General features: G+C 39.2%; 24 protein-coding genes, 2 pseudogenes and 1 riboswitch. Of the genes and pseudogenes, 16 read left to right on the forward strand and 10 right to left on the reverse strand.

Annotated features, from left to right (window positions below):
* Positions 1–152: 152 nt before the first annotated feature.
* The 4 genes from DFO72_RS05855 (at position 153) to DFO72_RS05870 (ending at position 3,047) form a co-directional block, all read left to right on the forward strand.
* Positions 153–1,493, forward strand: coding sequence for an MATE family efflux transporter (locus tag DFO72_RS05855; RefSeq protein ID WP_113881226.1), 1,341 nt, complete (start codon positions 153–155; stop codon positions 1,491–1,493).
* Between the two features lie 52 nt (positions 1,494–1,545).
* Positions 1,546–1,648, forward strand: a riboswitch (TPP riboswitch).
* A gap of 67 nt (positions 1,649–1,715) precedes the next feature.
* Positions 1,716–2,315: an energy-coupled thiamine transporter ThiT gene (thiT, locus tag DFO72_RS05860; RefSeq protein WP_113880968.1), complete on the forward strand. Its 600-nt coding sequence runs from the start codon at positions 1,716–1,718 to the stop codon at positions 2,313–2,315.
* Positions 2,316–2,414: 99 nt separating this feature from the next.
* The gene (locus DFO72_RS05865; protein ID WP_113880967.1) at positions 2,415–2,684 is read left to right on the forward strand and encodes a hypothetical protein; all 270 of its coding nucleotides are present in this window, start codon (positions 2,415–2,417) and stop codon (positions 2,682–2,684) included.
* 123 nt (positions 2,685–2,807) lie between these two features.
* The gene (locus tag DFO72_RS05870) at positions 2,808–3,047 is read left to right on the forward strand and encodes a hypothetical protein (protein WP_113880966.1); all 240 of its coding nucleotides are present in this window, start codon (positions 2,808–2,810) and stop codon (positions 3,045–3,047) included.
* Positions 3,048–3,128: 81 nt separating this feature from the next.
* On the opposite strand, the gene qoxD is transcribed toward DFO72_RS05870, so the two are convergent.
* From qoxD to qoxA, 4 genes are read right to left on the reverse strand one after another with little or no spacing between them, the layout of a single operon-like run.
* Positions 3,129–3,434: a cytochrome aa3 quinol oxidase subunit IV gene (qoxD, locus tag DFO72_RS05875; protein ID WP_113880965.1), complete on the reverse strand. Its 306-nt coding sequence runs from the start codon at positions 3,432–3,434 to the stop codon at positions 3,129–3,131.
* Positions 3,435–4,040, reverse strand: a complete 606-nt coding sequence (gene qoxC / locus DFO72_RS05880) for a cytochrome aa3 quinol oxidase subunit III (RefSeq protein ID WP_113880964.1) — start codon at positions 4,038–4,040, stop codon at positions 3,435–3,437.
* A complete protein-coding gene (gene qoxB / locus DFO72_RS05885; RefSeq protein ID WP_113880963.1) occupies positions 4,030–6,006 on the reverse strand; it encodes a cytochrome aa3 quinol oxidase subunit I in 1,977 nt (658 codons plus the stop codon). The genes qoxC and qoxB overlap by 11 nt, the downstream gene beginning before the upstream one ends.
* Positions 5,996–6,985, reverse strand: a complete 990-nt coding sequence (gene qoxA, locus DFO72_RS05890; protein ID WP_113880962.1) for a cytochrome aa3 quinol oxidase subunit II — start codon at positions 6,983–6,985, stop codon at positions 5,996–5,998. Before qoxA ends, qoxB begins: the two co-directional genes overlap by 11 nt.
* Positions 6,986–7,438: 453 nt before the next feature.
* On the opposite strand from qoxA, the gene ltaE reads away from it, so the two are divergent.
* On the forward strand, positions 7,439–8,470 hold the full coding sequence (gene ltaE / locus DFO72_RS05895) for a low-specificity L-threonine aldolase (RefSeq protein WP_113880961.1): 1,032 nt from the start codon (positions 7,439–7,441) through the stop codon (positions 8,468–8,470).
* Between the two features lie 83 nt (positions 8,471–8,553).
* On the opposite strand, the gene DFO72_RS29310 is transcribed toward ltaE, so the two are convergent.
* The gene (locus tag DFO72_RS29310) at positions 8,554–8,700 is read right to left on the reverse strand and encodes a hypothetical protein (RefSeq protein ID WP_166672426.1); all 147 of its coding nucleotides are present in this window, start codon (positions 8,698–8,700) and stop codon (positions 8,554–8,556) included.
* A 273-nt stretch (positions 8,701–8,973) separates the two neighbouring features.
* Here DFO72_RS29310 and DFO72_RS30355 point away from each other — a divergent pair, with 273 nt between their 5' ends.
* Entirely contained in the window at positions 8,974–9,102 is a 129-nt protein-coding gene (locus DFO72_RS30355) for a hypothetical protein (RefSeq protein WP_258549796.1), read from the forward strand.
* 43 nt (positions 9,103–9,145) lie between these two features.
* On the opposite strand, the gene DFO72_RS05900 is transcribed toward DFO72_RS30355, so the two are convergent.
* A complete protein-coding gene (locus tag DFO72_RS05900; protein ID WP_113880960.1) occupies positions 9,146–10,084 on the reverse strand; it encodes a DMT family transporter in 939 nt (312 codons plus the stop codon).
* 147 nt (positions 10,085–10,231) lie between these two features.
* On the opposite strand from DFO72_RS05900, the gene DFO72_RS05905 reads away from it, so the two are divergent.
* The 4 genes and pseudogenes from DFO72_RS05905 (at position 10,232) to DFO72_RS05915 (ending at position 14,074) form a co-directional block, all read left to right on the forward strand.
* Positions 10,232–12,400 (forward strand): beta-propeller domain-containing protein, encoded by a 2,169-nt coding sequence (locus tag DFO72_RS05905; protein WP_113880959.1) that lies wholly within the window; start codon positions 10,232–10,234, stop codon positions 12,398–12,400.
* Between the two features lie 210 nt (positions 12,401–12,610).
* A pseudogene (locus tag DFO72_RS29855) lies at positions 12,611–13,151 on the forward strand (DUF3231 family protein).
* A pseudogene (locus DFO72_RS29860) lies at positions 13,042–13,559 on the forward strand (DUF3231 family protein). The pseudogenes DFO72_RS29855 and DFO72_RS29860 overlap by 110 nt, the downstream one beginning before the upstream one ends.
* 107 nt (positions 13,560–13,666) lie before the next feature.
* The gene (locus tag DFO72_RS05915) at positions 13,667–14,074 is read left to right on the forward strand and encodes a hypothetical protein (protein ID WP_113880958.1); all 408 of its coding nucleotides are present in this window, start codon (positions 13,667–13,669) and stop codon (positions 14,072–14,074) included.
* Between the two features lie 85 nt (positions 14,075–14,159).
* Here DFO72_RS05915 and DFO72_RS05920 read toward each other — a convergent pair whose 3' ends face one another.
* Positions 14,160–14,546 (reverse strand): globin, encoded by a 387-nt coding sequence (locus tag DFO72_RS05920; RefSeq protein ID WP_113880957.1) that lies wholly within the window; start codon positions 14,544–14,546, stop codon positions 14,160–14,162.
* 143 nt (positions 14,547–14,689) lie between these two features.
* On the opposite strand from DFO72_RS05920, the gene DFO72_RS05925 reads away from it, so the two are divergent.
* A complete protein-coding gene (locus DFO72_RS05925) occupies positions 14,690–14,896 on the forward strand; it encodes a zinc ribbon domain-containing protein (RefSeq protein ID WP_113880956.1) in 207 nt (68 codons plus the stop codon).
* A 125-nt stretch (positions 14,897–15,021) separates the two neighbouring features.
* Positions 15,022–15,849: an aldo/keto reductase gene (locus DFO72_RS05930; RefSeq protein ID WP_113880955.1), complete on the forward strand. Its 828-nt coding sequence runs from the start codon at positions 15,022–15,024 to the stop codon at positions 15,847–15,849.
* A 43-nt stretch (positions 15,850–15,892) separates the two neighbouring features.
* Here the strand turns inward: DFO72_RS05930 and DFO72_RS05935 are convergent, their stop codons facing one another.
* Entirely contained in the window at positions 15,893–16,093 is a 201-nt protein-coding gene (locus DFO72_RS05935; protein ID WP_113880954.1) for a hypothetical protein, read from the reverse strand.
* Positions 16,094–16,253: 160 nt separating this feature from the next.
* Between DFO72_RS05935 and DFO72_RS05940 the strand changes: the two genes are divergently transcribed.
* The gene (locus DFO72_RS05940; RefSeq protein WP_113880953.1) at positions 16,254–16,826 is read left to right on the forward strand and encodes a hypothetical protein; all 573 of its coding nucleotides are present in this window, start codon (positions 16,254–16,256) and stop codon (positions 16,824–16,826) included.
* 33 nt (positions 16,827–16,859) lie between these two features.
* Here the strand turns inward: DFO72_RS05940 and DFO72_RS05945 are convergent, their stop codons facing one another.
* Positions 16,860–17,168 carry a hypothetical protein gene (locus DFO72_RS05945; protein WP_113880952.1) on the reverse strand — a complete coding sequence of 103 codons (309 nt, stop codon included), beginning with the start codon at positions 17,166–17,168 and terminating at the stop codon, positions 16,860–16,862.
* Between the two features lie 155 nt (positions 17,169–17,323).
* Here DFO72_RS05945 and DFO72_RS05950 point away from each other — a divergent pair, with 155 nt between their 5' ends.
* From DFO72_RS05950 to DFO72_RS05955, 3 genes are read left to right on the forward strand one after another with little or no spacing between them, the layout of a single operon-like run.
* Complete coding sequence (locus DFO72_RS05950) at positions 17,324–17,848, forward strand: hypothetical protein (RefSeq protein ID WP_113880951.1); 525 nt, start codon at positions 17,324–17,326, stop codon at positions 17,846–17,848.
* Complete coding sequence (locus tag DFO72_RS29315; RefSeq protein WP_166672427.1) at positions 17,848–17,988, forward strand: hypothetical protein; 141 nt, start codon at positions 17,848–17,850, stop codon at positions 17,986–17,988. The genes DFO72_RS05950 and DFO72_RS29315 overlap by 1 nt, the downstream gene beginning before the upstream one ends.
* A 25-nt stretch (positions 17,989–18,013) precedes the next feature.
* Positions 18,014–18,349 carry a DUF3889 domain-containing protein gene (locus tag DFO72_RS05955; RefSeq protein WP_113880950.1) on the forward strand — a complete coding sequence of 112 codons (336 nt, stop codon included), beginning with the start codon at positions 18,014–18,016 and terminating at the stop codon, positions 18,347–18,349.
* Between the two features lie 49 nt (positions 18,350–18,398).
* On the opposite strand, the gene DFO72_RS05960 is transcribed toward DFO72_RS05955, so the two are convergent.
* Positions 18,399–18,953, reverse strand: coding sequence for an HAD hydrolase-like protein (locus tag DFO72_RS05960; protein ID WP_113880949.1), 555 nt, complete (start codon positions 18,951–18,953; stop codon positions 18,399–18,401).
* Between the last annotated feature and the right edge of the window lie 56 nt (positions 18,954–19,009).

A 19,009-nucleotide genomic window follows, 5' to 3' on the forward strand; every position in this document is an offset into this window, starting at 1 on the left:
TTTCAGGTGCATCTATTTGTGATAAAAATGTGACAGCGGTGAAGAAAATAAAATCATAAAACTTAATCAAAATCAAAACCATAAAATTGGAAACAGAATGTGAAATAGGGAATAATGGAACTGTGAAAAATATAAGGAAAAAAGGTGTTAAGATGGCTCAGCAGGATTTTACAAAAGGAAATATATTCAAACAGCTCCTGGTGTTCTCAACTCCAATCATGCTTACTAATTTCCTGCAGGTTTCTTATCAATTTATTGATAGTCTATGGGTTGGGAATCTGCTAGGGGCTGACGCATTGGGAGCTGTCGCGGTGTCAGGAACTGTAATCTTTACAGTTCTTTCTTTTATCATTGGAATAAACAATGCGGCGTTAACGATCTTATCCCAGCAAAAAGGCGGAGATCATGAAGAGGGGCTGAAACGATATTTAAATGCCTTTACCGTCATTCAGACAATTATGTCAGTTGCTCTAGGAATAGCTGGATTCCTGCTTGCAGAAAGAATCTTGGCCTTTATGGGTACACCTGCGGGAATGGCAGAAGGTGCAGCATCCTATTTACAGATTAACTTCATTGGAATTCTGTTTTTATTTGGATACAACTTTATAGGAACTGTACTTAGAGCGCTCGGAGACAGCATAAGTCCTCTGTACTTTGTCCTGATAGCAGTCGTATTAAATGCAATCCTGGATCCTCTTTTTATATCTGTATACCAGCTTGGTATTGATGGGGCAGCTTATGCAACAATCCTTTCACAGGGGTTCGCATTTATGATCGGAATGATATTCATACTCCGCAAAAAGCTGGCACCGTTCTCTGTCCCTTCTTGGCCGCATAAAGAGGAGGCAGCATTAATTTTTAAGCTTGGCATCCCTTCAGGACTCCAAATGACTGTTATATCGGCTGGTGTTATGGCTATTATGTCTGTTGTCACCTCCTTTGGCGGTGACGTGGTTGCGGGATTTGGTGCAGCACAGCGCATTGACAGCATCATTATGCTTCCGGCTATGGCATTGGGGACTGCAGTCAACAGTATGGCTGGTCAAAATATAGGGAAAAATCAATGGGAAAGAGTTCATCAAATTGCCTTGTACGGAGTAGTTTACAATCTTGGAATCATGTTCATCATCGCCTTTGGGACGGTCCTATTTGCCGAACACGGGGTGCGCCTGTTTATTCAGGATAAGGAATCAGTTAAGTATGGCACTGACTATTTAAAGATCATTGCATTTTTTTATCCGCTCCTGGGCATTAATTTTATATTGAATGGTGTGGTAAGAGCATCTGGTGCGATGTTTCAAGTGCTGGTACTGAATATTATTTCATTCTGGATCCTGCGCTATCCTTTAACATTTATATTTTCAAAGCTTATGGGTGATAAAGGTATAGCTGCAGGCATGGGGATCAGCTTTGCCATAAGCAGTGTCATTGCCTTTATGTATTACCGAATCGGAAAGTGGGATAAACAGATTATATTTGGCGAGGAAAAATAAATCCTTTTCACTTTCAATTTTTTCATTTATACTAAAATCGGATAATACAATAACGTGCCACAAGGGGAGCATTTTGCTGAGAGTGAACAGTTCGCTGTTCTGACCCTTTGAACCTGTTAGATAATGCTAGCGCAGGAATGTGGAATAAAAGGCGGAAGGGGTTTTTCTGCCTGCTTGTTCTCCCTTGGGGTATCGTCATACGATTAAAGGGGGATTTTTTTTATGAAAAAATTAAGCCTGACGGCGATGATTGAAGCTTCATTTTTTGCAGCATTTGCTATTATTTTGGATTTCCTTCCATCTTTAAAGCTGTCGCCTTCCATTTCGATTTCTGCTGCGATGATACCAATATTCATTTTGGCATTCAGATGGGGCTTTAAGGTGAGCTTCATTTCCGGTCTATTATGGGGAATATTGCAGATTGCCATGGGTGATGCCTGGATTGCGACTCCGCTTCAGGCATTTATCGAATACTTTATTGCATTTGCCTGTATTGGTTTAGCTGGTTTGTTTTTCCGCCCAATTCAAAATCAGCTGCGCAGCGGAAACAAGAAAAAGGCATTGGGCTGGGTAGTTTTAGCTGTGTTTGCCGGAAGCCTTGCCCGGTATTTCTGGCATTTCATAGCAGGTGTCCTTTTCTTTGGAAGCTATGCGCCAGAAGGGATGTCACCGGTTCTTTTTTCCTTCCTGGCAAACGGTGCAACCATGCTCGGAGCAGCTATTCTCTGCTCGATTTTAGCTGTATTAATTATATCTTCGGCTCCAAGATTAATCATAAGAAAGACAGATGAAATGATTCAATCTCAAAAAAGTGTATCCTAATAAAATCAGCCTCTTTGAAAATTTTCAAAGAGGTTTTTTCTTATTATAGGAAACTGCTCCTGAAAAATGGGTATATTACTCAAAAAGGGGAGTGATAGTTTGTCACACACATTGCAGGGCAACATCATTACAGGTGTATATGATGCAGAAACCAGTGCTTTTGAGATCCAAAAGGTTAAAAATTTCAGTACCCAGTCGGTCCTCAACAAAAATCAATGTGAAAATTTGTATAACTATTTATCCCTTCATGAAGAGGATGAGGGAGGACAGATTATTACACTTTACGATCAAATGCCATTAATGCTGACCAGGCAGGAAATAGGCAATTTAAAGAAAGATTTGGAGAACATTAAAAAGCTGTATCAGTAGTAAATTTTGCTTTGCACCTTTGCAAGGCTTTTTTTTTGCATAAATAATTTTGACGAATTTGTGACAAAAAGTTTGACAAATATGTGAACATAGTTAGAATATTAAATAAAAGGGGATGAAAAAATGACTTTAAAACAGCAAAAGGTGCTGCACTTTTTTAGAAATGTGACTGCGGCCGGTATTCTACTAGGATTAATTGTCTTTATTTCAAGCTTTTTTGTAAGCGGTCTCACAGGTGAATATATATTATCAATTGGCTTAAGTATCATGGTATCATCCATGCTGATATTTGGTTTTGGTTTTTTTATCAACGTAATGGAAGAAATGACAAAGGGAAGCAAGGGTATCAGACAATACAAATAAAACCGGCCTCCAAATGGGAGACCGGTTTTTTGTTTTGTCCTAGCTCCAGCGGGGAGAAAAGGCGCTGGAGCTTTTCTTGATTTAATGAGCTGCGTGCCCAGAGGTTAAGACCCAAATAGAACCTACTACAATAACAATAACCATAAATACGGCATAAATCATATTTACTAAGTTCGTTTTGCCGTCTTCGCCTTCTCTTAAGTGCATGAACATGAACAGCTGCATGCCTGCCTGTATGACAGCCAGTGAGCCGATGATCCACATGATCACTTTAAAAGAGAGGTTCGTTTTTAAGGCAATTCCTGCTGCTCCAAATGTCAGCACAAGAGAAACAACAAATCCAATGACATGGCTTATAGGGAAGCTTTTTGATTGATGATGTTCCATTTAAGCCACCAGTCCTTTCAAATACACGAATGTGAAAATAAAGATCCAGACTACATCAAGGAAGTGCCAGTAAAGGCCGATAATAAACGTTTTTCTTGCTGTAGTAGGGGTAAGGCCTCTTTTTAAAAGCTGAATAATGACCATAGTTGCCCAGCCAATACCCAAAGTAACGTGGGCTCCGTGTGTGCCCAGCAAGACAAATAAGCTGGAAAGGAACGCACTTGTCTGCATCGTTGCGCCTTCATGGGCATAATGGATAAATTCATTAATCTCCATGAATAGGAATCCTGCGCCAAGAGCAAGGGTAATCACCAGCCAGGTGATTAGCCCTTTCAGGTTATGGCGGCGCATTTCAAAAATGGCGATGCCCATTGTAAAGCTGCTTGTTAAAAGGAGGACTGTCTGAATCATGACATCCTTGATAACAAAGATATCTTTATGTGTTGGTCCTCCTGCATAGCGTTCATATAATACGCCATATACTCCGAACAGAGTGGCAAATAGAACGATTTCAGCGCCAAGGAAAACCCAGAAGCCAAGAATATTCATCCGGTCCTGTTCAGTTTGATATTCAAGGGGCAAAGAAGTATCCACTTTAGCTGACATGATCGTGCACCTCTCCTTCTGTTTTTCTCCAGGCATTTTCAATTCTGTGAATTTCATCTTTCTTAACATGGAAGCCTTCATTGTAATCGAATGAACGAATGATCAATCCAGCAAAAATGCCGATGGCAGCTACAGCTGCAGCGATGTGCCATTCAAATACAAGGAGGAAGCCTGCAATCCCAAAGATGACACCCATATAAATCGGAAGCCAGGAATTGCTTGGCATATGAATCTCTTCGATTTCACTGTCAAATAACGTTAAGCCTTCATTCTTTTTCTTCATGTGCCAGAAAGGATCAAGGGATTTAACTTCCGGCAGTTTTGCAAAGTTATAGAATTGAACAGGTGAAGCAGTAGACCATTCCAATGTCCTTGCATCCCATGGGTCGCTTGAGATGTTTCTGTCGGCATAGCGGATGCTCCAGTAAATGTTGTAGCAGAATACAGCAAATCCGGCTGCCAGAATGATGGACCCAATTGCCGAAAGCATGAAGAGTGGTGCAAATCCAGACTCGGCGGAGTATGTGTATGCACGTCTTACAGCTCCGTTTAATCCAAGGAAGAACATAGGCATGAATGTTACGTTAAAGCCGATAACAAAAAGCCAGAAATGCCATTTCCCGATTTTTTCATTAAGCATGAAACCGAACATTTTTGGCCACCAGTAGTAAAGACCTGCAAATACCGCAAATACTACACCTGGAATTAATACATAGTGGAAGTGGGCAACCAGGAATAATGTATTGTGATACTGATAATCCGCTGCACCCATTGCAAGCATTACGCCGGTAACCCCGCCAATCACGAAGCATGGCACGAATGCAAGTGCCCATAGCATGGCGGAAGTAATTTTTATGCGGCCTTTACGCATCGTAAACAGCCAGTTAAACATCTTAACCCCAGTCGGTATGGCTATCGCCATTGTCGTGATGGAGAAGAAAGAGTTAACCGCAGGGCCTGATCCCATTGTATAGAAATGGTGGACCCATACAACCATACTTAAAAGCGCAATTCCAAGGATGGAAAATACCATTGACTTATATCCAAACAATGATTTTCTTGAGAAAGTTGCAATAACTTCTGAGAAAATACCGAATGCAGGAAGGGCAACAATGTAAACCTCGGGATGTCCCCAAAGCCAGAACAGGTTAGCCCAAAGCATATCCATTCCTCCGCCTGATACTGTAAAGAAGTGTGTTCCATACAGACGGTCGAATGTCATCAATGCCAATGCAACTGTGAAAATAGGGAAAGCAGCCACAATCAGAATGGATGTTACAAAGGTAGTCCAAGTGAACATTGGCATTTTCATCAGTGTCATGCCTTTTGTTCTCATTTTCAAAATCGTAACGATGAAGTTTATACCTGTCATTAGTGTCCCGATACCAGCAATTTGCAGCGCGACTGCATAAAAGTTATTGCCGATTCCCGGGCTGAATTCCTTGCCTGCAAGAGGGAAGTAAGATGTCCATCCTGCATCAGGCGATCCCCCAATGACAAATGAAATATTAAATAGCATAGCTCCGCTGAAGAACAGCCAGAAGCTAAGTGCATTCAGCTGCGGAAAGGCAACGTCACGCGCACCGATTTGAAGCGGAATAACAACGTTCATTAATCCAATCAAGAATGGCATCGCCATGAAAAGAATCATAATAACGCCGTGTGTTGTAAAGATTTCATTATAGTGCTGGGAATTCAGAAATTCCATTTCAGGGCGTGCTGTCTGAGCTTTCATCAGCAAACCGTCCATCCCGCCGCGGAAGAACATCAATACTGCGGAGATGATATACATGATACCGATTTTTTTATGATCAACTGTAGTCAGCCATTCTGTCCAGAGGTATTTCCACTTTTTTAAATAAGTGATGGCAGCTACTGCACCAATCATCGTTAATAAAATAGCAATCTGTGAACCTAGTATAAGGGGGTCCCCAGTAATAAAAAACTCATCCCATTTAATGCCCATGATGGTCACCTCCATGGTTTTCTTGACTATCATGGCTATCTTCTTCGCCATGACCTTCAATTACGTTTGGATTCTCATTTTTATAATTGTCATCTTCTTCGAAGGTTTTACCTTGATATCCATGGCCTCTGTAGAGCTCAGGATTTGTATAAGCTTTCGAATTTGGATCAGCATGGTTAACCCATTCTAAATGAGTATTGGAATATGTCAGCCTTCCTAAATGTGTAGGCTTCAGCAGCCCTTCGTATTCTTTCTCAGTCAGTTTAGGTGCTGTATCTTTAACGTCGTCAACCCATTGGTCAAAATCTTCCTGTGTTTGAGCAAGGACTTCAAACTTCATATCCGCATATCCGCGGCCGTTAAAGTTGGTGTTCTGTCCTTCATATGATCCAGGGTTATCTGCGACAAGATACAGTTCCGTTTCCATTTTGGGCATCGTATATTTCTGTCCGCCTAGTGCAGGCACCCAGAATGATTGCATGGTGCTGGCAGATGTCATTTTAAAGAGAACCGGCCTATCTTCTGGAATATTGACATAGTTCACTGTTTCAATGCCTTCTTCAGGATAGCTGAAGATCCATTTCCAGTCAGCAGATGTTACATGTATTGTAATAGGTTCTTTTTCTTCATAGCCTTTAGGTGTTTCTTCCAGCGCATAAAGTGTTTTTACTGTCGGGATTGTTAAGGCGATGACAATTAAAATCGGAATCCCGGTCCAGATAATTTCAAGAAGTGTACTTCCATGCTCCTCAGGGGGTTCATAATCTTTATTCTCAGGTCGTTCACGGTATTTCCACACAATGTAGCCGAATAATCCAAACACGACTGCAACGACAAGAAGCATCCAGATCAGGGACCAGTTAATTAATTCGGTAATGCTTCTTGCAACGGGGCCCTGAGGTTCAAACACAACCATATTGCAGCCGCTTAGAACGATTAAGGGCAATAGAGCTGTTAAAGAGAGCAGCATTTTCTTCATCTTATGTTTCATCTCCTTTTGACAAAAAACTATTGTTAAATAATTCACAAATAATGTGCGGGTTTTCACAAAGATGCAAAAAAAATATATAGCTGGTAAACATAAACATCCTTAAAACCCTAATTTAACTTAGTTATCACTGTGTAAATGATATTAACATAAGCAAATATGAAAAGTTGTGACAAAAGTTAGAAGGAAATAAATGTAAGATATTTGGACAGCTGATAATTTTGTGCAAATAGCATTATTACAGGGTTTTGGTCATCAAAACAACTTTTGAACAAATTTTGAACTTTAATGCAACACCCAAATTATTATATGTTACTTCTATATTCAAACAAAAAACCGCCAATAAGAATCTCCATACATTAATTAAATGGATTCTCTCTTTATTGAAAAATACTGAATAGTACAGTAACATGGACTAAAAATAGAGAAGGACAGGGTGAGGAAATGATTGATTTAAGAAGTGATACGGTTACAAAGCCAACTGAAGAAATGAGGAAAGCGGCTTATGAAGCAGAAGTTGGGGATGACGTATATGGAGAGGATCCATCAATAAATAAATTGGAAGAGACCGCTGCTGAGGTGCTTGGTAAGGAGGCAGCTCTGTTTGTAACGAGCGGCACGCAGGGAAATCAGATTGCCATCTTAACACATTGCCGTCCGGGCAATGAAATTATTCTCGAAGCAGAAAGCCATATTTTTTATTATGAAAGCGGCGCTTCATCTGCCTTTGCCGGTGTCCAGACAAGGACGCTGAAAGGGACAAGAGGTGTAATGAATCCCTCAGAAGTGGAGTATGCCATTAGGGGAGAAGATCAGCATTATCCGGAAACAGGATTGATTTGTCTCGAAAATACTCATAATAGAGCTGGCGGTGCCGTAATACCTATTGATAATATGAAAGAAATATACAGCATTGCCAAAACGAATAATATTCCCGTACATATTGATGGGGCAAGACTGTTTAATGCAGCCGCAGCCTTAAACCTGCCGGCTGCTGAATTGGCCAATCATTGCGACACTGTGCAAGTATGCCTCTCAAAGGGGCTCGGAGCACCTGTTGGTTCCATTCTTGCGGGCAGCAGAGAATTTATTGCTGCAGCAAGAAAATGGCGCAAAAGATTGGGCGGTGGACTCCGCCAGGCTGGGATCATAGCAGCTCCGGGAATTGTTGCATTAACAAATATGAGAGAGCGTTTAGCCGAGGATCACGAAAATGCTCAATACCTTGCACAGCAGCTTGGACAAATCAGAGGAATTGAAATCGTAAATCAAGTGGATACAAATATCATTGTGGCTGATGTAAAAAACCTTAAAATGAACTCATCGGAATTTGTTGAAAAGTTAAAAGCTGAGGGCGTGCTTTCAGGCACTTTCGGACCTTCTTATATCCGTTTTGTCACTCACTATGATGTTACTAAAAACCAGCTTGAAGATGTAATCAAAGCCATACACAGAACAGCTGGTCAAATGATCTAACTGCAAAAAAACGCATGTTTTCTGCCGCATGCGTTTTTCCAATAGCACACAAATGGTTATAGCTAAAAAAGGAAATCGGCGCATTAGCCGATTTCCTTTTTGTTGATTAGAGGTTCAAGCTGATTTTTTATATCATCAAGCAATTCATGAATGGTCACTTCATCATCTGTTTGCCCTTTATCAAGAGCTGATTCCAATAGCTTTGCAAAATCATTAAAGTTAGTTTTCATAATAGACACCTTCAAATTGCAATGTATTTTATGACTCTATTCCCTGTTAAGATTTTTTAAAACTCATTATATATTATTAATTTCCCAGCTGAGGCGTGACGAAAAGTGAACATCCATTCAACTTGTTCTTTGTATGGGTGTTTAGATCCAAAGAAATCCGGGTAATAAATACTGATTAAATTTCTCAGCTGCCCCCATACCTGTCTAATACAAAGCGAATAGTATAGCAGGAAAGAGATTTTAGATTCTTTTATTAAAACAGGAGGTCTGGTTATGAGATTGGTGCAAATGGATATTGATCAGCTATTGGAATCTACATCGGAAATTGCCGAAGAAGACCTTGGCTATATGATCAGACATGTAGAAATTGATCATTTATTAGAACGAACCCAGGATTGGTAATATATATGGAAACTCCCCGCAGCGAGGAACTGAGGGGAGTTTTTTATGCTGAAGACTTATTTTCTTGAACATGATTCTTAATCCGAAGAGATTTTTTAGAAGATATTACTACCCCCAAGGTGACAATTCCTCCGCCGATTATCTGATACAAATACAATTTTTCCTCCGTAAAACTCAATGTAAAGATGATAGCGAAAACAGGAAGAAGATTCAGGAAAATCCCTGCTTTGGCTGCCCCAATTAAGGAAACTCCAAAATTCCAGGATAGGAAAGCCATAACTGAAGCCAGGAAACCCACATACAGCAAGATTCCTGCGGAAGGTAATGTGAAGACAGGGCTTCTTTCCATCACTAAATATTCAATAAAGCTTAAAGGCGCCAATAGTAAAATGCCGATAAATGCGGATGCATAAAAAGAAGTTAGCATCGGCAAAACGTCTGAATATTTTTTGCCAATTACCGAATACGATGCCCACATAATGACTGCTGCCAAGACGTATAGATCTCCGGCATTTATTTTCCATGAAAGAAACATTTCTATCGATCCTTTTGAAATAATATATAAAATGCCAAAGACTGAGAGGAGAATTCCTGCTGCCTGTCGGGCTAAAAGCTTTTCTCTTAATATAAATATGGCTAGAATGGCGATAAAAAGGGGTGTAGTACTATTTACCACAGATGCATTAATAGAAGTGGTGTATTGCAGCGCAAAATAAATGATTGTATTGTAGCCGGCTACACCTGTCACCGCCAATAGCAAAAGTATCCGTTTATGGTGCCAAATAATGTTCCAATCTTTTTTTAGCTGCTTGACCATAAAAGGAGTTAAAAGCAAGAATGCTATAATCCATCGCAAAAGGGAAAAGAGGAGCGGCGGAAAATAATCGACACCAATTCTCCCAATTACAAAATTACCTCCCCAAATCATGTTAGCTAAAATCAGCAATAAAAAACCATACTTTTTGTTTGTCTCATCCAGCATTTGAGAAAACCTTCTTCCTGCACTGTAATAAATTAAATTTTACCTTTATCGCCAGGAAAATTCATTAATTTCAGAAATTTTATAAATTTTAATTTGTAACTATTGGAAGAATTAACCCGTCAACTTACTTAAAAAGGGGTGTCTTTCATGAAGAAAAAATGGTTTTTTCTTGCCGGAATCACACTGATCATTATTTTATTGGCGTCTGTCTCGTTTCTTAACAGATTAAAAATTGTCAGTAGTCTGCCAGAAAATAATGAAGAAGTTACAGTTCTGAATAATAAAGTGTGGGAAGTTGCGTTTTCAAAAGAACTTAATTCAAATAGTGTTAACAGCAGGTCGGTTTATATTTTGAATGAGAAGGGAGAAAAAGAGCAGGTAAAAATCTCACTGGAAAATAATAATAAATCCATTGAAATTCAGCCGCCTAATGAAGGATATAATCTAAATTCTCCATACTATACATTGGTTCTTACTAAAGAAATCAAGACAAAGGGCGGACATAACCTGAATCAATCAGTAAAGACTGCTTTCAAAGTTATAAATACCCTGCCGGCAATCAGCTCAAGAAATAACTTGAACAATTACTTTTCAAAAATGCTAAATGAAGAAAGGACTTTCCTTGCTGGAAGGGATATGGCAGTGAGTGAGGAGAGCAGCAGTGAAAAGAGCTCAGCAGATTCTGCAGGAGCAGACTTTTCCGCGACAAATGTTCAAGTAGCCGGTATAGATGAAGCTGATCTGATAAAAACGGATGGTACGCATATTTACAAAATTACTGATAATAAAGTCCAGATTATTAAGGCCTTGCCGGCTGACAAAATGAAGATGGAATCTATATTAACATTTAATCAAGAGTTCTCTCCCTATCAGCTATTTATAGAGGGCAATCAATTAATTGTTATGGGCCACAGCTATAAAGATGCTCCTGATCACATAGGAAAACCGGCTTCAAAAAAAATGATTGCACCTGCATTTCATTCCACAAAAACAATTGTTTTTAATATCGAAAATAAACAAAAACCAGCACAAATCAGAGAGGCGGAGATCGAAGGCAGTTTGCTCGCTTCCAGGCTAATGGATGGAAGAGTATATTTGATTACAAGTTATTATCCCGAATATTGGATTTTAGATAGAAATAAAAATGCAGATCTGCGCCCTCGTTATTTTGATACTGCCGAGAGCAGGGAGCCGCAGAACGTTGATTATAATGAAATAAAATATTTTCCCGGTTCCCAAAACGCAAACTATATTAATATAGGTGTATTGAATTTAAGAGCCGACAAAGAGCCACTATCAGTCACAAGCTACTTAGGCAGCGGAAATGAATTCTATATGTCCAATAATAATCTATACTTATCAGCCGCCAATTACAGTAATGAAACAATCGCAGACAGACAGATGCCCCATCCGGATACGAGCATCTATAAGTTCAATATAAAAGACGGAAAAGTAGAGTTCCAGACATCAGCTGAAATAAAAGGCACCGTTTTAAATCAGTTTTCAATGGATGAATATAATGAAAACTTCAGAGTGGTAACAACCAAGGGAGAGGCCTGGGACGAGAGAACTCCTTCATCCAACAGCCTTTATATTTTGGATAAGAATTTAAAACAGATTGGACAGCTTGAAGACCTGGCTAGAGGGGAACGGATTTATTCTGCAAGGTTTATGAATGACCGTATTTATATGGTTACTTTTAAGGAAACGGACCCGCTCTTTGTCATTGATGGGTCAAATCCGGAAAAACCGTCTGTACTGGGTGAATTAAAAATTCCCGGCTTCAGCAATTACCTGCACCCATTAGACGAAAACCACCTCATAGGCTTTGGACATGATACGAAGATAACAGGAGGCAAAGGACCAGGCAGTCAGCCTGTTATTACAACGGACGGTGTTAAAATATCTTTATTCGATGTTAGTAATACCAATAAGCCCGTGGAAAAAGATACAGAAATAATAGGAGGACGCGGAACATATTCACCTTTAAATCACGATCACAAAGCTCTGTTCATCCATAAAAAGAAAAATCTATATGGATTTCCGGTTTCGATCTATCAAAATAAAGAAGGAAGCCAGTTTGAATCAAATTTCGACTACCAGGGTGCGTTATTATACAAAATTACTGCCCAAAATGGAATCGAGCTTCAAAGTCAAATTACCCATCATACAGAAAATGCAATTTATGAAGAATGGGAAGATGCAATCGAAAGGCTTATCTATATCGAAGACCACATATATAGCATTTCCCCTAAAAAAGTGGAGGCCTACCATATAGATGGATTCAAAAAAGCAGGAGAACTTGAGTTAAATTAATTGAAGGACCAGCCATTTTCTGGCTGGTTCTTTTTATATGCGTGCGCAAAAAAACGATAATGGCAATGAATCACCATATATTTGAATGAAAATGTTGAATGAAGGATAATATAATGCTGAAAGTCTATAAATATAATTTTCCTAAACGGCTGGCGAGAATATGAAAGGCAGCAGGATTCCTAAATTGATATCGTCCTAATTGGCCATGCTGTGGAATACATATATGGCAGATACTGCAGCAGTCTGCTGCATAAGCACTATATAAAAACAAATGAAGATCCAGATGTCCTGCGGGTTTTGAAATACGCGCTATCCATCGCCAAGGATCACATAGACGACATTTCCTCACTCTTTAAAAAAGAAGAATTTCCCTGATGGATTTAATGAAAAAGACCTGCACAATGACACACCCAAATTATGTTCAGATGTAACCTATTTAAGATTCATGCATCATTTGGGAAGAACCGGATTGAATGCCTATTCTCTTGCTAAATCAGTTTCTGCAAGAAAAGACGTTCGAAGCATGTTTAAAAAATACTATGAACAAACAGAGAAACTTTTTGATATGGCTGCTGAAGTCATGCAAGAAAAGGGAATTTTCATTCGATCACCATATATTGAATATCCTAAGAAAGTAAGTTATGTATCAGATCCATCGTTTTCTGGGCGGAATTATCGGCAAAAGACGCCAGCTGCTTGCCATCGAAATCGCCCATCTGGGTACGAATATCGAACTATCCATTATTGCTAAAACCATGCTTTTGGCATTCAGCCAGGCAGCCGGACAAAAAAATATACGCGATTATTTTAAAAGGGGCTATGAAATGAGCCTGGAGCATGTCGAATATTTTCTCAATGTCTTAAAAATGACGAGGTGGCATATCCAAGCACGTGGGATGGGTCCATTACAGACTCAACCATCTCACCTTTTTCGGATAAATTAATGATGTTTCTAATCGCCAGCATAACTGCGGCCGGCGTAATGGACTTTGGAATAGCCATCGGTGCAAGCGTTAGAAAAGACCTGGCTATTCAGTATGGTAAAATGATGATCAAAGTCGGTGATTTTGCAGATGAAGGAGCAAAAATTATGATAGACAACGACTGGCTGGAAAAGCCGCCTCAATCACTTGATAGAGAAAAGCTCAGGAATAAATAGCTGAAGCACCTTTTTACAGGTGCTTTATTTTTTTATTATGAATGCAGATCAAAATTTGGGGTAATAGATTACTAGCTTAGAAGAATTAAAAAAGGAGATGATCAGATATGCGTAAATGGATGCTTGCTTTTACCGCCTGCATTCTGATGACAGCATGCAGTGCAGAGGAAGAAAATAGTGGAGAAGCAAAGAATGATTCAACTAATAGCCAGGAATATAATGAAGCTACTAATACAGAAGGTGAAGAAAAGCCTCTCTCAGTTGCTGAATTGGAAGATCGTATTAATGAGGGAATGAATATTGATACTTACTCGGCCGAAGTTCAATCATGGGCGGAAAAAGGACAGCTTGAAATGGAAGAAACAGTTATCGTCGAAGAGGAAAACACATCATCTGCTGATATCCTGCAGCTTGCTGATGGATTTCTCGGAGTAGCTTATGATGAAAAAGAGGTGACAGAAGTTAAAATGTTCCAGTCAGCAGAACATGCCAAAGAATATTTTGAATCTCTATAACTGGAAAAGTGCTGGAGTTTGCCTGTCTGAATTTTAAATATTCTAATCCAACTGATAGTAGACCTTCCGGATGGAAGGTCTTATCTCATTCTGGGCTATTTACCATAATGGCCGCCACCTGCATTAGTCGATCATAGAACAGAGCCGATGCAGGGTTTTGATCCAGCCCCGATTCCTTAAAGGCCTCTTTCATGCAGGCAAGCCATCTTTGTGCTCTCAAAGGTGTAATCTCAAATGGCAGATGCCTTTGCTTCATGGCCGGCGGTCCAAACTCCTGGCTGTAAAGAGGCGGTCCTCCAAGAAATTGTGTAAGAAACATCCTCTGTTTTCGCTTAATTTCCTCTATATCTCCTTCAAAAAGGGGACTTAATACCGGATCTTCATAAACACGGGGATAAAACGCCTCCACTAGCTTTTCAATGGTTTCAGTTCCGCCTATTTCATCAAAAAGCGTTTTAAAATCCTTCACGATTCTTCACCTGCTTGAATTAAATTTTAATTCATTATATAGAAGTTATACTAACTTAAATGTGATTTAAATCACAGTATGATAATTGGCGAAACTTTTTTTATCTGTGAACGTACATTAAAGAAAGAAATCGGAAGGGTGAAAAGATGGATAAAAAAGGCTGTATTAAATGCGGCAGCAATGATGCCGGTCAAAAAGAAGTTGCTATGACTGGTACAGGACTTTCCAAAATGTTTGATATTCAGCATAACCGCTTTCTGGTAGTTTACTGTAAAAACTGTGGATACTCAGAATTCTATAATAAAAACTCTTCCAATGCAGGAAATGTTTTGGACTTTTTCTTCGGCGGATAAAAGTAAATGTTCATGCATTGCCCAACATGCGGCAATGTTTTTCTTTTTTAGGCAAAAAATTTTGTTAGCTGAAAGGAATGTGAGAAAATTATCCAGTATCCTAATTAATAAAAAGAGGTGAAAGAATGGAAAATTTACAATCTGCTGCACCATTACATAACGGTGTCAAAATGCCGTGGCTGGGACTGGGGGTTTTTAAGGTTAAGGATGGAGACGAAGTTGTCCAGTCAGTGAAATCAGCCATTAAAGCAGGATATAAAAGCATTGATACGGCAGCAGTCTATCAGAATGAAGAAGGTGTAGGCCAGGCAATCAAGGAAGCAGGCGTACCTCGTGAAGAACTTTTTATTACCACAAAAGTTTGGAATTCTGACCAGGGCTATGATTCCACAATCAATGCATTTGAAACCAGCCTTAAAAAGCTGGGTCTCGATTATATCGACCTTTACCTGATTCATTGGCCTGTGAAGGGGAAATATAAAGAAACATGGAAAGCCCTTGAAACTCTTTATAAAGAGAAAAGAGTAAAGGCAATTGGTGTGAGCAACTTCCAGATCCATCACCTTGAAGATCTGATGCAGGAGGCTGAAATAAACCCTATGGTTAACCAGGTTGAGCTTCATCCTTTGCTGAACCAGGCTGAGCTAAGGGACTTCTGCAAGAAACAGGACATTCAAATAGAAGCATGGTCACCACTGGCACAGGGGGAGCTTCTTGAAAACGCAGTATTGAAGGAAATTGCCCAAAAGTACAGCAAATCGGTTGCACAAGTTATCTTAAGATGGGATCTTCAGAACGAAATTGTTACAATACCCAAGTCAGTAAAAGAACATCGCATCATTGAAAATGCTGATGTATTTGACTTTGAGCTTTCTTCAGAAGATATGGACAAAATCAGCGGCTTAAATGAAAATAGACGAGTAGGTCCGGACCCTGATAACTTCGATTTCTAAATAATGCAGCAAACCGGCAGGCAAAAGGCCTGCCGGTTTCATTTTATTCCTCAAAATATTCCCTAAATTCTTCTGTATCCGTTTCGGCTTTATTCTTAAAGTAAGGATTATCTTCAGTCGAATTTTCTGGATCTAGATTTGTCTTTATCACAAGTGTTGGCCCCGAAGTATGCCCGGCAATCATCCGATCATTCAGTTCTTCGAAATCCGGCAGCTTTTTGCTTCCTGGTTTTATTGGATCCACGGCTGCACCTCCCAATCAATAGCGTGCAATGAGCAGGCGGATTTTATTCACTCATATTCCTTGATAACTAAATAATGTTTGCACAGGAGGAAAAAAGGATATTAGGGAAGAAAACATTCTTTGGTATTTACATCACCCTGTTTTGATGGAGGAAGAAACAATGAGTATTTTCGAGAATATTTTGGATATCCTGGAGAAAAAGGGAGCTATATCAATTCCTTCCTTGCTTGACGAAATGAATAGACTAAGCAACTTTCAGAATTCCAACCAGAAACCGCTTGAATTATCACATGTAAAATCTGTCATCAGCAGAAAAAGAGAAATTTTCCATATAAAAAATAATATTGTCACGATTGACCCTGATAAAGACCCCATCCTATTGAGTGTCAGCCTCGGCGGTTATCCCGGGCCGTGGTACAAAATTGAAGTAGATTTTATCAATGGACGATTTGTCTATTTTGAATGGCATTTAAGTTCATTCTCACCTCGAAATGCTCTCCCTGCAGCATCAGGCAGCATTGAGGAATTTAAGAAGGAATTATATAGGCTTAAATTTTGGAAGTGGCAAAAGGAATACCAAAACCCAGGAATCATACTAGATAGTGTGACATGGTCCATAAAGCTGATTACAAAGGAGAATATTTTTGAGAGTCAGGGGTTACAGGCATTCCCTAAGGGCTGGGAAAAGTTTTGCAAGGCACTTTCAAAGCTGACAGGAAAATATATCTGCTGAAAAGCTGCTGCTAAGGAACTAGCTGCAGCTTTCTTAGTGTTCTGAAATTATCTTAAGGACAAAACTCTTATCCTCCTCATCAATGAAAAGGCAATATTCTTCTTTCTCCGTTATGTCAAGAAGAAGCTGAAGTTCTTTTGGAATATGAATAGAACCATTTTCAGATACAAGTCTTTTATTATGGGTTGATTCCAAATCGGCCTTCTCAATAATAATTTGATCGTGGTCGAAGCGAAGATCAGCCAGTTTTCCCGGCAAAAGCCCAAACTGGCTGCGCCACTTGCCTGGGAGCAGGATTTTACCAGTTTTATTGAAATTTTTGCATTTATACATTGTTAACATACTGATCAGCTCCTTCTATGCTTGTTAATCTATTACACATATTGGAATGTTCAAAACACATATTTAAAAGGAATGTTAAAAATATCTGCCCTTCACGCGGAAAGAATGAATAAATTTCCTATAAATACAAAACCTTTAAAAAAAGGTGGGGTAAGATGAAAAAGAAGCTATATTTAGTGCTTATAATTCTCCTTTCCTGGCTGACCGTTCCGTTCATAGGCAAAAGGGATTTTAAACGTTTTTATCCAGCAGCCATTTTTATGTGCCTTTATGTTTTGATAGAAGGATTTATCGCTGAAAAAAACAAATGGTGGACTATTAAAGAAAGACTTCTTCCAAAGCTCAGTGGTGATTTGCCAATGATATTAGGGCCGTTTTTTGCGGGATCTATATGGATATTAAAATTAACTTATGGCAGGCCCTTGCTGTATATCCTTTTGAATACAGTTGTTGACGCCTTTTTCGCCTACCCTTTTTATACTTGGTTCAAAAAGATCGGGATTTGGAAGCTTCTCCGTTTTTCACAGCTTAAGCTATTTATGCTGTTCTTGATGAAATCCATATTCATGTATGTTTTTCATTTGGCATTTGTGGATAAAAAAATGTTATCGGCGGCAGTTGGCGGATTTAGAAATTACTTTAATAAATCCCGAATGAATAAGAGAGAGGAGAGAGGATAATGGAAAAAAAGGACATGTCCTGTACAGATGATAAAGATATTCTTCATCATCTAATGGAAGAACAAATTGCTTATATCTGTGTAGAGGAGGAAGAAGAAAGGATGAAGGAAGAAACCATGAATAACGGGAATAACGATTAAGATTTTTTACTGAAAGAGGTATAAAATGAAAAAAATAATTATCAGCCTTATGGTTTTGAGCGCTTTATCAGAATACATTCCCATTCGGGCATTGTACGTAGAAGCCCATGCTGAAAGACCAGAGCCAGCCTATGCTAAATGGGGAAGACTTGCTATGGAAACAGCAAAAAAGAAATACCCAAAAGCTAAAATTCTTGACTACTTGCATATCGGCAGAGAAAAAAGACAAACGACAGACATCGAAAAGTTCAAGCTATGGATAGAGGATGAGGGCAAGGAATTCGGTTTATACATTGATATTGAATTTGATTCAAAAACTGACAGAGTAATCAGGATCAATACGCGAAGATCAGTTAATTAACTTGATCGGAATAAACCAGGGACTTTATCAAATTGAAGTCCCTGGTTCCTTATTTCTCAAATTCAAATTTTGAATAACAATCAATCGTGAAATCTGCATAGGGGTTAGGGTTGCGGAATGAACAGGTGCTGATGCCGATCTGTCTGGCAGGCATTAAATCTGTATCCTGGTCGCCAATGGCCAAATCAATATGATAGCGCCGATGAAGATATTCATAGGATTCGGGATCCGGCTTTAAGGAGAAACCATCAAATTCAGGACAGATAACTTCTTCAAAATAGGAAGTGAGTTTCCAATACTCGAGCAGCTCCTCAGTAGATTGCCGATTCCGATGGGTTACCAGCACGTTTACATTATTTTGTTCTAATATTTGTCTGACATATGGAAATAATGGCTTCTCATCATGCTTAAAAGTTGCTTCCATTTGACGAAAATCAGCAATTTTTTCCGGAGAAACATTAAATTTCTGATATGCTGTCCCGTTTTTAAGAGGCATAAGAACTTCACGAGGATTCAGCTCTTTGCCGGATATGCGAATAAAAGCCTGAACCAATGTGGGCCATGTATCTAGAATAGTGCCATCTAAATCCCAGAGAACATTCATAAAAATCTCCCCTCCTTGGAATATAACCATTGTAAAGGTTTTAAAAGGGGAAAGGC

Source organism: Cytobacillus oceanisediminis, assembly GCF_004366035.1.
Lineage (GTDB): Bacteria > Bacillota > Bacilli > Bacillales > Cytobacillaceae > Cytobacillus > Cytobacillus oceanisediminis_C.